This window comes from Streptomyces sp. NPDC043176, assembly GCF_056436715.1.
Genome location: NZ_JBWKCA010000010.1, coordinates 40,132 through 56,576, shown reverse-complemented (window position 1 = coordinate 56,576; position 16,445 = coordinate 40,132). Strand labels below are relative to the sequence as shown.

At 70.1% G+C, this 16,445-nt stretch carries 11 protein-coding genes; 8 read left to right on the top strand and 3 right to left on the bottom strand.

Going from position 1 to position 16,445, the window contains the following annotated elements; all coding sequences use genetic code 11:
- Positions 1–613: 613 nt before the first annotated feature.
- Both AC067A_RS18280 and AC067A_RS18275 read right to left on the bottom strand, forming a co-directional pair.
- The gene (locus AC067A_RS18280; RefSeq protein ID WP_479243484.1) at positions 614–2,818 is read right to left on the bottom strand and encodes a SpoIIE family protein phosphatase; all 2,205 of its coding nucleotides are present in this window, start codon (positions 2,816–2,818) and stop codon (positions 614–616) included.
- 502 nt (positions 2,819–3,320) lie between these two features.
- Positions 3,321–6,131 (bottom strand): TIM-barrel domain-containing protein, encoded by a 2,811-nt coding sequence (locus tag AC067A_RS18275; RefSeq protein WP_479243483.1) that lies wholly within the window; start codon positions 6,129–6,131, stop codon positions 3,321–3,323.
- A gap of 467 nt (positions 6,132–6,598) precedes the next feature.
- Here AC067A_RS18275 and AC067A_RS18270 point away from each other — a divergent pair, with 467 nt between their 5' ends.
- The 8 genes from AC067A_RS18270 (at position 6,599) to AC067A_RS18235 (ending at position 15,033) form a co-directional block, all read left to right on the top strand.
- The gene (locus AC067A_RS18270; protein ID WP_479243482.1) at positions 6,599–7,930 is read left to right on the top strand and encodes an ABC transporter substrate-binding protein; all 1,332 of its coding nucleotides are present in this window, start codon (positions 6,599–6,601) and stop codon (positions 7,928–7,930) included.
- Complete coding sequence (locus tag AC067A_RS18265) at positions 7,927–8,895, top strand: carbohydrate ABC transporter permease (RefSeq protein WP_479243481.1); 969 nt, start codon at positions 7,927–7,929, stop codon at positions 8,893–8,895. The genes AC067A_RS18270 and AC067A_RS18265 overlap by 4 nt, the downstream gene beginning before the upstream one ends.
- On the top strand, positions 8,892–9,713 hold the full coding sequence (locus AC067A_RS18260) for a carbohydrate ABC transporter permease (protein WP_479243480.1): 822 nt from the start codon (positions 8,892–8,894) through the stop codon (positions 9,711–9,713). Before AC067A_RS18265 ends, AC067A_RS18260 begins: the two co-directional genes overlap by 4 nt.
- Positions 9,714–9,814: 101 nt before the next feature.
- Positions 9,815–11,110, top strand: coding sequence for a Gfo/Idh/MocA family protein (locus AC067A_RS18255; protein ID WP_479243479.1), 1,296 nt, complete (start codon positions 9,815–9,817; stop codon positions 11,108–11,110).
- Between the two features lie 164 nt (positions 11,111–11,274).
- The gene (locus AC067A_RS18250) at positions 11,275–12,528 is read left to right on the top strand and encodes a family 16 glycosylhydrolase (protein WP_479243478.1); all 1,254 of its coding nucleotides are present in this window, start codon (positions 11,275–11,277) and stop codon (positions 12,526–12,528) included.
- A 238-nt stretch (positions 12,529–12,766) separates the two neighbouring features.
- Entirely contained in the window at positions 12,767–13,390 is a 624-nt protein-coding gene (locus tag AC067A_RS18245; RefSeq protein WP_479243477.1) for a hypothetical protein, read from the top strand.
- Entirely contained in the window at positions 13,387–14,295 is a 909-nt protein-coding gene (locus tag AC067A_RS18240) for an ROK family protein (RefSeq protein ID WP_479243476.1), read from the top strand. Before AC067A_RS18245 ends, AC067A_RS18240 begins: the two co-directional genes overlap by 4 nt.
- 321 nt (positions 14,296–14,616) lie before the next feature.
- Positions 14,617–15,033 carry a hypothetical protein gene (locus AC067A_RS18235; protein WP_479243475.1) on the top strand — a complete coding sequence of 139 codons (417 nt, stop codon included), beginning with the start codon at positions 14,617–14,619 and terminating at the stop codon, positions 15,031–15,033.
- 106 nt (positions 15,034–15,139) lie between these two features.
- Here AC067A_RS18235 and AC067A_RS18230 read toward each other — a convergent pair whose 3' ends face one another.
- A complete protein-coding gene (locus tag AC067A_RS18230) occupies positions 15,140–16,327 on the bottom strand; it encodes an ROK family protein (protein ID WP_479243474.1) in 1,188 nt (395 codons plus the stop codon).
- Between the last annotated feature and the right edge of the window lie 118 nt (positions 16,328–16,445).

Here is a 16,445-nt window from a genome sequence, read left to right as displayed (position 1 = left end):
ACGACTCTGCGTTCACGGGCGTGAACCCCGACGACGACGCCTCCGGTCCCCGACCGGGCTGACGCGACCCCGAGCACGAAGGGCCCCCTATGCCATCCCCTCTTCGGTGGAGGTGCCGGAAGAAGGCGTAGACGCGGTCCCATGCGGGGAACTCCGCAGGCACCGCTCTCCAGGCAATGCCGCCGCAACCAGGTAGCGCACAGCGTCGACCAGCTGTCGGCGGCAGTGGCTCTCCGGCTGCCCGCCCCTTCCCTGCAGCCAGGCGGGCACGGGCATCGCGTCGCGCACGACCGCCCACTCCGCGTCGGTCATGTCCGAGTCGGTCATGACCGAGGGGTACCTCGGAAGCCCGTGCGGCCGGTCCCCGGCGTTCCCGAACCGGTGAGCGAGGCAAACACACGACAGGGGCGCGGAGCTGGACGGCGATATCGCGGAGACGAAAAACTGTGACCCCAGGGGCCTCCTGTCGCTCGACTGGATTCGACACCCACGAGCTGTACGGGAGGCCCCGCTTTCATGCCCTGACGACCAGGAGATCGCCCGACCGAGTCGGCAGACTCGAACTCACGATCACCGAGATCGATAGAGTAAACGCTGGTCAGCGCACTCAGCGTCACTTGTTCCGCCCCTCCTGGGCAAAGCGCAGCAGGAGCAGGGCGATGTCGTCGGTACTGGGGGCTCCGCCGCGTGCGTGGCCGATGAGGTCGTCCGCCAGAGCGCTCACCGGGTGGAGTTCGTGGGTCGCGGTGATGCGGGCGGCGATGGCCGCGATGCCGTCCTCAAGGTCCTCGCCGGGAACCTCGACCAGCCCGTCGGTGTACAAGGTGAGCAGGGTGCCCGGCTCGAACGGGATCTCGACAGCGGTGTAAGAGGCGTCCGGGTCGATGCCGAGGAGCAGCCCGGGCGGCAGGTGCAGCATCTTGGCCGGGCCGCCGGCGCGTCGCAGCAGCGGGGGTGGGTGGCCGGCCGTGGCGAGGCGGGCGGTGCGGGCTGCAAGGTCGATGTGGGCGTACACGCAGCTGGTGAACAGTCCGGGTTCGAGGTCGGTCAGGAGCCGGTTGGTGCGGGCGAGGACCTCCGCGGGGGAGGCGCCGGCTGTGGCGTGGACGGCTGTGCGGACCTGGCCCATGAGGGCGGCGGCGTTCACGTTGTGGCCCTGGACGTCGCCGACGGCGGCCGCGACGGTGGTGTCGTCGATCCGGATGAGGTCGTAGAAGTCGCCGCCGATGTCGAGCCCGTGCGCCGCCGGCAGGTAGCCGGCGGCCACTTCGAGGTGCGGGACGCCGGGCAGGGCGTGCGGTAGCAGGCCGGTCTGCAGACTGTGAGCGAGCTGGTGGGTGGCGTCGTAGAGGCGGGCGCGGTCCAGGGCTTGGGCGATGAGTCCGGCGAGGGAGGTCAAGATCGCCCGTTCACCGGGGACAAACGTGTGGGGACGCGCGTAGGCCAGGATGAGAGTGCCGATGGGGCGGCCGGAAGCGGTGAGGGGCAGGAAGGCCCACGCTGCCATGTCGTCCCTGATGACGACGGCCGGGAAGGCGGCTGCGAGTTCGCCGGCGTCCGCGAAGAACAGGGGCTCGCCCGTGCGCAGGCCATGGGTGCTGGCGGTGTGGACGCCGAGTGGGATGCCGTCGTAGTGGGCCATGAGCTCGGCCGGGTAGCCACGGAAGCCGACGATGCGTAGACGCTGCTCCTCGGCCACCAAAAGGGCCAGGGCCTGGGCGCCGAGCGCGGGGACGAGGAGGTCGGCAGCCTGGTCGACGACGTCGCGGGCGTGAACCGCCTCCGTGAGGGCGGCCGCCAGGTGCATGAGCTGGTAGAGGGCGGTGGCCCGGCTGGGCGAAGGCTCCGCGGGGGCGGCCGTCGTCGCGGCGGGCGGCGGGACGGACTCGTCGGCGGTGACCGGCGTGATGCGAACGCTGATCCCGGTGCCGTCCGGGTAGAGGTCGAAGCGCAGGTAGCGGCCGCTCGGGGAAGCGATGGTGAAGCTGCGCGGCAGCCGGCTGATCGCCGCGGCCCGGTAGTGGTCCTCGACGACAGGGGTGTCCATCCAGGGCAACGCTTCCCAGGGCAGGGCTCCGCGGAGTCGGGAGAGGGGCGCGCCCAGCATCTCCGCCGCCTCGGCGGTGATGAAGGTGATGGTGCCGTTCAGGTCGAGTGCACAGTTCCCTCCGGGTAGCCGGCGGATGAAGGCCATGGCGGCGGCCGCCTCGGCCGGCCCGGGCGTGGGAGGGGGAAGCGGTCGCAGCATGACGGGGTGCGCCGGCGGACGGACGGCGTGGCCGGCGTCGGCGGCCCGGCGCAGGTGGTTCGCGAGGCGGCCGCAGGCCGAGTTCACGGCGTCGCGTTCCCGGTCGGTCAGGCGGGGCGCGTGGGAGCCGGGCCACAGGAGGACGAGCCCGGCCCCGGTGGGCTCCGCTGCCTCCGGCGCCGGGTCGGGGACGAGCGGGGCTGCGGCGAGGGCGAAGTCGTACGGCAGGACGAGGCCGAGGCGCGGGTAGCGCCTGGCCGTCTCCTCCTGGCCGCCCAGCCAGACGAACTGCCCGTCGCGGACCGCGTCGGCTACCGGGATGGCATCGTCCATGAGGACCCGCGACCAGGGCAGCGCGAACTCACGGGCCAGGCCGAGGGTCATCGCCAGGTGCAGAACGCGCCGGGTGGGATCAGGCAGGTAGAGCATGCCGACGGATGCCTCCGCGGCCGCGCAGACCTGGATCAGGGCCTCGCCGAGCGCCCGCCGATCGGTCCCCTCGACGCCCTCGACCCGTCCGGCGGGCTCGGGCGGCTCGGCCCCCTGATCCCGCTCTGGAAGGTTTCGCACCCATCCATGGTCCCCCCACATCCCGCACACGTTTGGGTACTGGCCCGCCCCGGCGAGCCCGCGCGCTGGCCGAGGCCATGGGATTCGAATGCCAGTTTGCTTATTGCACGGAGGTGAGAGGCACAGGTGCACGCGAGTCCGGCCGCGCGGGGCCGAGGCCGACGACCTCGGTGAGCAGGCCCTGGCGTGCCGGGACCGCGAGGACGGCAACGGCCTCGACCGCCGCGACGGCGGGTTCGGACAAGACGGTCCTGAGGCACACGTCCGCGCGGTCGCCGTGGTGACGGTGCCGCCCTGTCGCCCCGGGAGCGTCAGGTGACGGAACTGCCGGCAGGCGGAGCGAGCAACCAGTCACCGCGTCGGCCCGACAGCCCTCCCGGCGTCCGCGCCTCCGTCCGAGGTCTTCGGCCGGAGGCGCAGGCGCTTCGCGTCGGCGGCCAGGCAGTGGGTGGCCGCCTTCGCGGGGAGACGCAGGTGCGGGTGGGCGGCGCCTCGATCGAGGTCACGGTGCCGGCGGCGGTGCGGCTCGCCCCGTTGCCGAGATCTCGGCGGCGCTGGTCCACGGCCCGGTGTCCCCGGCCTCGGTGAGGGCCCTCAGCCGCAGGTAGCGGCCGGCCTTCGCGGTGAAGGCGGCCCTCTTCTCGGTCGCGGTGTCGGTGAAGGTGCCGGTCGCGACCGGGGTGCCCCAGCTCGTCGGCGAGTCGGAGACGTATACCTCGTACGCCCCGATGCGACCGTTGGTCCCGCCGTCCTGTCGCGGGAGGTACGACAGGCTGTCCACCTCGTAGCGGGCCCCGAGATCGATCTGGAGGTCGTGCGGGAGGGCTGCCGTGGAGCCGCCGGAGTAGGCGGTGTGCCACAGGGTCGCCGGGTTGCCGTCGACGGCGTTGACGGCGGCCCCGTTCTCGGCCGAGGTCTCCTGACTGTCGACGGACTGGATCTTCCAGCCGGCCTTGGAGATCGGCGCCCCGGTGCCGGGAACCCGCACGGCCGGGAGCAGCTGCACCCCCGTAGCCCTGACGGTGAAGGCCCCGGACTTCGAGCCCGTCTTGACCCACAGGGTGCCGGACCGGTCGGCGGGGTCGAAGAACCATCCGGTGGCGGCGGAGTCGTACGCGCCCTTGGAGGTCAGGACGGGCAGCGCGGTGCCGTCAACGGTGACGCCGGTGGGGGCGGCCGCCGCGTGGACGGTGAACTCGTAGCCCCGGGAGGCGGGTTTGCCCGGGTAGGTGCCGCTGCTCGCGCCGACGGCGATGCTCACCTCGCCGGTGCCGGAGCCCGGGGCGGTGACGTCGACCTTCTGTTCGGCGTACGCGCCGGTCTGGTACTGGCGGGTGATGCCGTCGTCCTCGTAGAGCGTGAACGTGGAGGAGCCGCGTGGGTAGACGTCGTAGGTGAGCTTGTCGACCGGCTTCTCGCCGGTGTGGTTCATCTGCGGCCACATCGGCACGATGCCACCGCCCTTGACGAACAGCGGCAGGGTGTCGAGCGGGGCGGAGTAGCCGTTGAGCCAGCCGGGACCGGCGTAGGTGCGGCCGGTCCAGTAGTCCGTCCAGGTGCCGGCGGGCAGGTAGATGCCGTCGCGGGTCGTGGTGTCGGTGACGACGGGCGCCACGAGGAGCGAGTCGCCGGACATGAACTGGCCGCTCGTCTGGTTGCCGCGCGCGACCGGGTCGTCCGGATACTCCAGGACCATGGCGCGGACGGTGGGCGTCCCGGTCTCGGTGGCGACCCGGCTCGCCGAGTACAGGTACGGCATGAGCCGCATCTTCAGCTTGAGGTACTTGCGGTTGATGGAGAGGTACGGGTCGGCGAACCTCCAGGGCTGCTTGTCCTGGTAGCCGGCCGAGGGGTTGGTGGCGCCCCAGCCGGACATGGTCATGAACGCCGGGGTGAGCGCCTTCCACTGGAGGTCGCGTACGTACGTCTTGGGGCTGCCGCCGAAGATGCCGTCGACGTCGCCGGAGGCGTAGTTGAGGCCGGACAGGCCCGCGCCCGTGATCGCGGGGACGTGCCACCGCATGGCGTCCCAGGTGCCGTAGGTGTCGCCGGTCCACACGACCGCGTTGCGCTGGGTGCCGGCCCAGCCGTCGACGGTCCAGACGTAGCGGCGGGCGTCGGAGTTGTCCTCGATGCCGTCCACCGCCTGCTGCACGCCCTCGAAGGCGTACTTGTATCCGCTGCCGATCCAGGCGACGTCGGTCTTCACACCGCGCGTGCCCTGGGTGCCGACCTCGTCGGCGATGCCGGACAGGCCTGTCGACGTCCACAGCCCGGTCCGGAAGCCCTTGGCCTTCAGCGCGTCGACCGTGCTCTTGAGGGGCTTGGTGTACCCGCAGCCGTAGCCGTCGTTGGGCAGGAACCAGCCCGAGGGCATGTCCGTGTTCCGGGCGTCCGTCGCGTAGCCGACCACGTCGGGCGTGGTCTGGTGGCGCAGCCGGTTGTGATCCCCCTGGTAGGCCGGGTTGGAGGCGTTCCAGCAGTCGGCGTTGCCGAGCTCGAATCCCCACATCGGCGCCAGGAACGGCTTGCCGCTCACGTCCGTGTACGCGTCCAGCACGCCCTTCAGGGAGTCGCCCACGAAGTACCAGGCGTCGAAGCGGCTCTCGTTGTGCGTGAACGTGCCGGGCGCGCCGAAGGTGTAGGTGCCGGGCGCCCATGTGTTGCGCATGACGCCGTAGCCGTTGGTCGACATGTAGAACGGCGCGGGGCTGGCGTTGGTGTTCTCCTTCCACGTGTTGGCGACCGAGACGGGGACGGTCTTGCCGCGCAGCGCCCACTCCCCGAGTCGGAGGCCGGTGCCGTAGTACTGCTCGTCGGCGCCCTGGGTGAGGTGCTGACTGGTCTGCGTGCTCGTCCATGACAGGGGCTGGGACTCGGACCACACCAGCGTGCTGTTGTCCGCCCGGTACACGGAGAGCTGCAGGGGGGACTTGTTGACCCGGATGTTGAGGGCCGCGGTGGTGATCCGGTAATAGGCACCGGCGTCGGTGACGTCGGCTGTCACGGGGCCGAAGTCGGTCTGTACGGCGAGGGCCGTGCCGGCGGGGTCGTCGGCGAAGGTGCCGTTGGGAGAGAGCCAGATGCGGAAGACGTCCTCTCTGGCGATCACCACCCGGGCTTTGGCGGGTGTGGACGTGCTGATCGTGAACGTGTTGCCCGATCTGCTGACGCCGGTGGCCGCACCGGCAGTCGCGGCCGCGGCCGGCGAGGCCTGACCGACGACTGACAGAAGTGCCGCGACCATGGCCGCGGCGAGGCCGAGGGCGTGGAGTCGCCACCCTCCGCCGCCGCGCGCTGAACGATCTCGCATCGTGTGCCCTTTCGCTCACAGAGGGAGTGTTGAGCAATGGGCATGACAACAGGCTGCCGTGGTGACGTCAAGTGCTCGATTCAAGCTCTCTTCGAGCAGAATCAATCAACAGAGCCTTCGTTTCGCGCTTCCCGCGTCAGCGCCAGGAGTCCGCGAACGGCGACTCCCGCTCCGCCCCACCCCGCCGAGCCGGACGTCGATCACCGGCTTCTCACCCGGCGACCGCCCGCAGGGGCCGCCCCCACGGACCCCTCCACCCCCTCCCGAGCCCGACAGGAGGAGGGCCAGGCCCGGCGACGACCCTTTCGAGATCAAGTTACGTAAGGGTATTCCGTAACCTCTTGACCGCCTCTCGACACGCTCCTAGCATCGGAATCACGCAGTTACGTGAGACCTCGACGTAACTATCAGCGTGTTTTGAACGAACCGCAGGCCAACTCTTGGACCTGCTTTCCTCAGGAGCTCCGATGGCAGCAACATCCCGTCGCCGTACCCGCATGACGGTCGCGTGTTCCCTGCTCGTGGCCGCCGCCACCGGCCTGACCGCATGCTCTGGCCTCACCCCCGGGGGGCAGACGAAGTCCGCCGACGAGGGGCCGGTCTCCACAGCGATACCCACCGGCAAGGTCACGCTGACCGTGATCAGCTCCGAGAACGCGGGCACGACCAAGGCTCTCGCCAAGGCCTTCGAGGCCAAGCACCCCAACGTCACGGTGGACTTCCAGTACACGGGCCCCGAGGACTACGACAAGAGTCTCAACCTCAAGCTGTCGTCCGACACGGCGCCGGACCTGGCGCTGCTGAACAAGCTCGGCACCACGGTCAAGGCAGGCCTGCTGCGCAACCTCGACCCCTACGTCGACGCGTACCAGTGGCACGGCATCTACCCGTCGACGCAGCTCGACCAGTGGCGGGCCCGCGACAACGGCAAGGAGCTGGGCGTCGGCCACCAGTGGGCCGCGCCGGCGGGCTTCTCCGTCGTGGGCGTGTACTACAACAAGCAGATCGCGGCGAAGCTGGGCATCAAGCCTCCGACCGACAGAAGTGAGTTCGACACGGCCCTGGCCAAGGCCAAGGCGGCAGGTCAGCTGCCCATTCAGCTGGGCAATCTCCAGGGGCATTCGTCGTTCGTCGTCCAGTCGATCGCCGACGCGTCGGACGGCGCCGGCTACTCCAGCGCCTGGGTGCACGGCAAGCCGGGCTCCTCGATCGAGTCCCGCGGTGGGCGGGACGGAGCGCGCACCCTCGCGGAGTGGGCCAAGAAGGGATACCTGCCCTCTGACGCCAACGGCAAGGACCTCCCGGCGTCCGTCGCGGACTTCACCAAGGGCAAGGGGCTCTTCCTCTTCGACGGAAGCTGGGACGCGCAGGTCATCGAGAAGGCGATGCCGGGCAAGGCGGGCTTCTTCCCCTTCGCCACCGGCGACGGCGGCATCACCGCCATCGGCACCTCGGTGGCCTACGCGATTCCCGCCAAGGCGAAGAACCCCGATGTCGCGGCCGCGTTCCTCGACTTCATGAACAGCCCGGAGGCGGCGAAGATCCAGTTCGACACCGGGTTCCTGCCCGTGGCGCACGGCGACAAGGTCAAGGCGGCCGACGGCAACGTCATGAACGAGGTGGCCAAGGGCTGGACGGCCGTCAACGCGGACAACGGCCTGGTGAACTTCTTCGCCAACAGCACGCCCACCATGAACGACACGCTCACCTCGAACAGTCAGCAGCTCATCGCGGGCAGGACGACGCCCGAGGCCTACCTGGCCGCCCTCCAGGACGACTGGGTCAAGGGCCACCAGTGACCGACACCGGCACCACGCCGAACAAGCCCCGCGGCGCGGCGGCGAGACCGCGACATGCCGGGCCTGCCCGGCCCCTGGGCACGGGGGTCCGGCGGTCCGGGAGGCAGAGGGTCGCCTACCTGTACCTCGCTCCCGCTCTGACGCTCTACACCGCCTTCGTCGTCCTGCCCTGGCTGCATACGATGTGGCTGTCGTTCTTCACCTGGGACGGCGTGACGGCCGGGACCTGGGCGGGCGTGGGCAACTACGCCACGGTCCTGGCGGATCCGGCCCTGCGCTCCTCGCTGCTGCACGCACTGGGCTTCATCGGGTTCTACTCGCTGCTGCCGATTGCGATCGGCCTGGTTCTGGCCGCCGTGATCGGCGGGCGGGGCGGGCGCCGCTACCCGGTCAGCCGCACGATCCTCTTCCTGCCACAGGTCGTACCCCTGGTGGCGGTCGGCGTCACGTGGAAGTGGATGTACGCGTCCGACGGCGTCGTCAACCAAGTGCTCGACGCGGTCGGGCTCGGGTCGGTGACCCGGGCCTGGCTGGGCGACTTCACCTGGGCCTACGTAGCGGTCGGCCTGGTGGGCACCTGGGTCATGCTGGGCCTGTGCCTGATCGTCTTCCAGGCCGGCATCCAGAAGATCGACACCAGCCTCTACGAAGCCGCGCGCATCGACGGCGCCGGGCCGATCCGCGAATTCCTCGCCGTCACCCTCCCCGGCCTGCGTGCCGAGATAGGCGTGGCGCTGACCATCACCGTCATCGCCGCCCTCGCGAGCTTCGACGTCGTCTACGTCACGACCGCGGGCGGTCCGGGCGACAGCACGATGGTTCCCGGCGTTCTCATCTACCGACTCGCCTTCACCAACGGGGAGGTAGGCACGGCCTGCGCCCTTGCCGTGGTGCTCAGCGCCCTGATCGGCGTCGTCGTCCTCCTCATCGGCCGACTCACTCAGGAGAAGGAGGAGCGATCGTGAAGCACCGCTTCGAAGGCCTGACGGGCCGCGTGGTGATGGCCGGGTTCTGCGTCGCGGTCCTGGTGCCCTTCGCCGGGATCCTCCTCGCCGCGCTGCACCCCCCGGGCACCATCGTCTCCGGGCTCAGCTGGCCCGAACACCCCACCTTCGACAGCTTCGGCCGGGCCTGGTCCGACGCGGGGTTCGGGCAGCTGCTGCGCAACAGCGCCATGGTGGGCCTCGGGGTCGTGCCGATCGCGCTGGTCTGTGCCTCGCTCGCCGGTTACGCCTTCGCGATCATGGAGTTCCGGGGCCGCACGTTCATCTTCGGATTCCTCATGCTCGGCCTCGCACTGCCGTATGAGGCGGCGGTCGTCCCGCTCTACTACGACCTGAGAGCTGTCGGTCTGACCGACTCTCCGGTGGCGCTGATCGTCGCTCTGGTCGGGCTGTTCATGCCTTTCGGCGCCTTCTGGATGCGCGAGCAGTTCCGCGCCCTGCCCAAGGAGATGACCGAGGCGGCGGCGGTCGACGGCGCGGGCCCGTGGACGGTGCTGTGGCGGGTGCTCCTCCCCTGCTCGCGGCCCGCTCTGATCACCCTGGGGTTGTTGTACTTCCTCTGGGCCTGGAACCAGTTCCTGCTGGCCCTGATCCTGATCCAACACCCCTCGGGACGCACCGCACCAGCCGGCCTCGGCTTCTTCGTCGGCGCGCACAACATCGACGTCCCCCTGCTGTCCGCGGCCACGCTGATCGTGATCACCCCCGTGATCACGGTCTACCTCTTCTTCCAGCGGCACTTCATCGCCGGAATGCTCGCCGGCGCCGTCAAGGGCTGAGCGGTCCGCCGCGACCAGCCCGGGTCGGACCCGCTCCGTCCCGTGCCGCACCCCGCTCTGTTCTCCTCTTCCTTCTCCTCTTCCCTCGAAGGTCGTACGCCATGAGCCAAGCCCTTCTGCGCCCGCGAACCGACCACCTCGCCCCTGGCACGGAACGCAGGCTGCGTCTGATCGTCATCGGTGCCGGCGGCCGCGGTGCCACCTACTCCTCCTACGCCGCCGGCACGGGACGCGCCGAGATCGTCGCCATCGCGGAACCCGAGCCGCGCCGCGCGGCCGAAGCCGCCGCCCTGCATCCTCGGGCCGCGCTCTACGACGACTGGCAGCAGCTCGCCGAGAACCCACCGCTCGCCGATGCGGTCATCATCACCACCCAGGACGCCGAACACGTGCAACCCGCGGTGCACTTCGCGGACCTCGGCTACCACATCCTGCTGGAGAAGCCGATGGCGACCAGCGAGAAGGACACCCGGCTCATCGCCGCCGCGGTGCGCCGCTCCGGCGTCATGCTGGCCGTCTGTCACGTGCTGCGCTACACGCCGTACACCACGGGCGTCAAGCAGATCGTGGACTCCGGGCGCCTCGGCGACATCGTGAGCGTCGAGCACCTGGAACCCGTCGGCTGGTGGCACCAGGCCCATTCCTACGTGCGGGGAAACTGGCGGCGCGAGGAGGAAGCCTGTCCCATGCTGCTCGCGAAGTCCTCCCACGACCTCGACTGGATCTCCTTCATCGTGGGGAAGCCCGTCGCCAAGGTGTCCTCCTTCGGAGGCCTGCAGCACTTCCGGTCCGAGAACAAGCCCGCCGGGGCCACGGACAACTGCCTGGATTGCCCCGTCGAGTCCCAGTGCCCCTACTCGGCCAAGCGCCTCTACCTCGGCTGCCTGGGCGATGCCGACCGTGAGCGGTGGCCGCTGTCCGCGGTGACCGACGCCCGCACCCCCGAGGGTGTGGAGCAGGCTCTGCGGGACGGGCCCTACGGGCGGTGCGTGTACGCCTGCGACAACGACGTGGTCGACCACCAGGTCGTCAACCTGGAGTACGAAGGCGGCGTCACCGCCTCGTTCACGATGACCGCGTTCACCCCGTTCACGCACCGGAAGACACGCATCTTCGGCACCCGCGGATCCCTCGACGGCGATGGCGTGAACGCCACCGTCACCGACTTCGTCACCGGCACGGAGGAGACCCTCGTACTCGGGATCGAAGGCCCTGACGCCGGCAGCGGCCACGGCGGCGGCGACGAGCGCCTCGTCGACGCGTTCCTCGACGCCCTGGCCACCGGCGACCCGACCCACATCCTTTCCGATCCGGCGACCAGCCTGGAGAGCCACCTGGTCGCCTGGGCCGCCGAACGCTCGCGCCACACCGGCACGGTTCAGACCCTGGAGGCCTGATCCCGCGGCGAACACCCGGACCCCGGCCCCGGGCTCCCCCACCACCGCCCGGGGCCGGTCGCATCACCCCACCCCCCTCCAGAAAGGGCACAGCCATGGCTGCATCCACGGGAGTCAGAACGGCCCCCGCACCCGCGCGGCGATGTCGCACACCGATCGGAGCCGTGCTCATCACGGCGGTCTCGCTCACCCTGTCTGCCGGCGTGGCCCAGGCCGCCGACTTCCCGCCCAACCCCACCGCCAAGTCCGGCTACACGCTGGACTTCCAGGAGGAGTTCGAGGGCACCACCCTCGACACCGGCAAGTGGCTGCCGTCCTACCTGCCGCACTGGACCTCCACACCCCAGAACGCCCAGGCGCGCTACACCGTCGCCGACGGCGTCCTGACCGAGCGGCTCGACGCCGACACCCCGGCGTGGAACGCCCAGTACGACAGCACGGTGAAGATCTCCAGCATCCAGTCGTACGAGAAGGACTGGTGGCACCGGTTCAACGACGCCATGCCGAACCACCACCACGAGCCCGACTTCAACGGCTACTCCACCAAGTACGGCTACTTCGAGACCCGGGCGAAGCTGTCCGACGCGGGCGGCGGTGGCCACCAGGCCCTCTGGCTCGTGGGAACCAACGGGACGGGCACCGGCCCTGCCGCCCAGTCGGAGATCGACTTCATCGAGACGTTCTTCTCCAAGCCGAACACCTGGCGAATAGCCGCGTACGGCTGGGGCGACCCGGACTTCCTCGGCAGCTGGTACCTCTCCGAAACGGCGGTTCCCAGCGGCAGCCCCACCAGCGAATACCACGTCTACGGGATGGACTGGACCCCCACCCGGCTCAACTTCTACTACGACAACCAGCTCTACAAGACCATCGACGACGCCCCCGACACGGCCATGGCCCTGATCCTCGGCATCTACACCGACGCCGGCTCCGGCCAGCACAACAATGTCTGGCCCAAGACCTGGAACGTCGACTACATCCGGGTCTTCAAGGACAACGACGGCTACTCCGAGCCCTCCCAGCCCGAGGGGTACCAGCGGGTCGAGAACCGGCAGACCGGCCGGCACCTCCACATCGAGAACAAGACCGGCAACGTCCAGTACGGCACCATCCCCGCCACCGCGTGGAGCTCCCACTGGACGCGTGAAACGGTGGACGGCTTCACCCGGTACCGCAACAGGTGGACCGGTGAGTACATGTACGCCACCACCGCCGACGGCACCGTCCACCACGGCGCCAGGGCACAGTCGGACACCGGCAGCCAGTGGACGGAGGAGACCGTCGACACCTACAGGCGGTTGAAGAACCGCTCCACCGGCACCTACGCCCACACGGAGAGCCTGAACGGCACCCTCCAGCACGGCGCCGCGCCCGCCACCTGGTGGACCAGCCAGTGGGTCTTCCGCCCCGTCAGCTGATCCTCGAAACCCGGCCCCGGGCTCCTCCACTGACCGCCCGGGGCCGGGCACCACCCACCGCACCCGGCGCCCGCCCAGGTCTCACCCGCCCCGTCCCGCGGGCAGAACAAGGACCAACCGGCTGGAGTCGGCGGCGCACCACCGTGCGGCAACAACCGTCCCCCTCGGGGCCAACCGGACAGGTGCGGGCCGTCTTCCGTCCCAGCGGCCCGCACCGTCGTCCCGCAAGGAGCACCACGTGAACCGGAGAACCCTCCTGCTCGCGGTTGCGGCCGCCGCCCTCGCGGCCGGCTGCGCGAGCCCTGAAACACCGAAACCGGATGGCCGCCCCACCGCCCCGGACCACAGCGGCCAGAGTCTCTGGCACGTCATCGACGCCGACGGCAAGACCATCGCACAGCTGCCCGACGACGACCCGACGGTCGCCACGGTTCGAAAGACGGTCGTGCTGCATTCGGGAGTCGTCGACAGCCGTGACCACCAGACGATCACTCGCAGCACCAAGGACGAGTTCTCCTTCTACCACAAGGACTTCGCCACCTCCCTCTCCTCCCAGCACTACCCGGACAAACTCGCGGAGCTCTTCCGGAAGAACCACATCGCCACCCGACAGACGTCCCTCGCCTGGTACCGGTCCACCTTCCCTCGCGACAAGACGACCGCTCAGGTCGAGATGGAGACCACGATCGAGTTCAAGGCCGCCGACGCCGCCTACCTCAAGAAGAGCGGACTGGCCCTGAACACCCCCTATACCCAGCGGCGCACCATCAGCCTCGCCCAACAGGACGGGCGCTGGTTCATCTCGGCCCTCAAGAAGAGCGCCCTGACCAAGCAGGCCAAGACGAGGCCCGGTGCCTCGTGACCGATCACGTCCTCGCCCTGGACGTCGGCGGAACGTCCATCAAGGGTGCCCTCCTCACCCGCGACCACCGAGCCGTCGCCGAAACCCGTCGGCCCACCCCACGACAGCTGGGCCCCGAGGCGGTCCTGAGAGCGATCATCGGAGCTGCCTCCGACCTCCTCAGCAGGGGGTTCAGCACGAGCCACGCCGGTGTCGTCGTCCCGGGCATCGTCGACGACGACCGCGGCCACGTCCTCTACAGCGCCAATCTGGGCCTGCGGGACGAGCCGCTCGCCGACCGCCTCACCCAAAGCCTCGGACTTCCGGTCACCGTCGGTCACGATGTGCGGGCCGGCGCACTGGCCGAGTCGGCCGTCGGAGCAGCCGCGAACGTCCGGCACAGCTTGTTCATCGCCATCGGCACCGGTATCGCCGGGGCGTTCATCAGCGACGGACACCTCCTGAGCAGTGACGGGTGGGCCGGCGAGATCGGACACCTCCCTCTGGGCGCGGGAGGGTCGGACTGTCCGTGCGGCAGCCGCGGATGCCTGGAGACCCTCGCGTCCGCCCACGCCGTGGCCCGTTCCTACACCCGGCGCACCGGCACCCCCGTCGACGGGGCCGCCGAGGTGGCCTCTCGGCTCCTGGACGGCGACCCCGACGCACGGAAGGTCTGGTCCGAGGCCGTGGAGGCACTGGCCGACGCCGCCGCCCTGCTCACCACCGTATTGGGGCCGGAGGCCGTCGTCATCGGCGGCGGGCTGAGCGAGGCGGGTGAGCTCCTCCTCGAGCCGCTGCGCAACCGGCTCGCCGATCAGCTCACCTTCCAGCGGGTCCCCACCGTGCTCAAGGCTTCGCTCGGCTCGCGCGCGGGTTGCGTCGGTGCCGGTTGTCTGGCGTGGCGAGGAGCCGCCTCCTCCCGGTAGCGGCTCCTGGTCCGGTTCGCGCGCCCCGATGGGGTCACGTTGAGCAACAATGGAATATCGTCGAGTAGTTACGTAAATGGATTCCGATATTCCGTTGACGAGAGACCGCATGCTAATTAAGCTCAAAGCAGGCGATTACGCCACACCCCGACATTAAAAGGGAACTCGCTAAGGGTGACCGTCCACAGCCGGGGATCGACGTTCCCGGCGCTGCCGACCGACCGGCCGTCCAGCGCCACTCCCTCCCGGCCGTGTCGATACTGCGTCGTGAGGCCCTCCCCACGCGCAGACGCGGTCACCCTGCCAGGCAAGGAGCCGGTCATGCCCCTCTCCCCGACCGCCGCACCCCTCCACGGCGCCATCTACATGCGGTGCTACCCGTTCGACGCCTGGGGCCTGCCCAACCTCCGAGCCGCGCTCAGGTTCCACGCACACGACCTGGGCTGGGGCGACCTGCCGGTCTACTTCGACAACGGCTGCCCTTCGAGGGGATCCAAGCCCCACCTGGACGCCCTGATCGACCGGGTCACGGCATTCGCCTACCGCGTCCTGTTCGTCCCCGGCCCGTGGGTCTTCTCGATCGACGAAGCAGAGGCGCGGGACGTCGTGGCCGAACTGGAAAGCCTGGGCTGCGCGGTGATCGAACTGCCCAGCCCCAGGGACCTGGAGTCGTGGCCGTACCGTCGGACCCGGGTCCTCCCGGCGGACCGCCCGATGGGCGAGCCCGCAGCGGCCTGATGATGCCTGCCGCCCCTCCCCCGCCCCGACTCCGGCACGTGCTTCCCGAGCACGTGCCGGAGCGGGGGTCCCGGAGGTCGCGACGGCCCCATACGGAACTACGTCGTCATTCCTCGTCACCGGACAGCGGGGCGAAAGCCGACCGGTTCAGCGGCCGCGCAGTCGCTTTGACCGGGCCGCCGGCAGAAGTGGCGTCATGCGCACCGAAGAGTTCGGCGTCGAGATGGTCCAGCCCCAGCCGCACGGCACCGAGCGCCACCGCCTCCACCCCCAGGACGGAGGCGGCGACCCGAGGGGGGTCCAGGCACAGCTTGTCCAGGCGCGCCCGCACCGGAGCGGCCATCGCCTCGCCGGCCCGGGACAGGCCGCCACCGATCACCACGAGCTCGGGATTGACCGTCAGAACCATCGCGGCGATGCCCACCGCGAGAACCTGACTGAAGCGCTCCACCCGGGCGGCCGCCTCGGCGTCTCCCGCACGGGCGTCGGCGAAGATCTGCGCGGGATCGCCCGCTTCCCGGATGTCGTCCATCGCCGCGCTCTCCCAGCCCAGGATCGCGAGCGCCCCGATCTCGCCGGCCGCTCCGCCGCGCCCCCTGTGGAGCCGTCCCCCCAGCATCATCCCCGCGCCCGAGCGGTGGCCGACCAGGAGCTGGATGAAGTCGTCCGCGTACCGGGCCGCGCCCTGCCAGTGCTCGGCGAGAACGGCGAGATTGGCGTCGTTCTCCACGTGCGCGGGGCAGCCGAACCAGGAGCTCGCCACCGTGGCCAGGTCGAGGCCGTTCCACTCGGGAATCGGGACGGACAGACGTACGTGTCCCTGGCCGTCGACGATGCCGGGCACGCCCAGACTCAGCGAACGCAGCCGCACCTCGGGGTGCTCGGCCAGGAGGGCCGCCGAACCGGCACGTATGCGGTCGAGCCGTCCGGTGGCGCCCTCCTCGGAGGTGATGTCCGCCTCCCCGGTGGCGACGATCGCTCCGTCCAGGTCGGCGACGACCATGCGTGCGCGCCGGGAGCCGATGTCCACGCCCAGCACGTGCCCGGCCTCCGAGCGGAACCGGTAGCGGCGGGCGGGGCGGCCCACGCTCCGCTCCGGGGCGATCTCCTCGATCCATCCGCCCCCGTCGAGCTCGTCGAGCACCGCGTCCACGGTCTGTCTGGACAGCGATGCCGCTTTCCCGATCTGCGCGAGCGTCATGGGCTCCGCGCCCCGCAGGACGCGCAGGACGGCTTGGACGTTGAGGCGCCGCAGCAGGGTGGGATCGCCGCCGCTCAGGGCAGGACCGTTCACAAGACCTCGATTCCGTTCTTCGCAGGTCGCAGCCGCGACCGCCTCCATCTTATGTCACCCTCTTACGTAAAGGGGCGACATAATCTCGTCACGCAGGGGCGGTCACAGCTGCGACGCC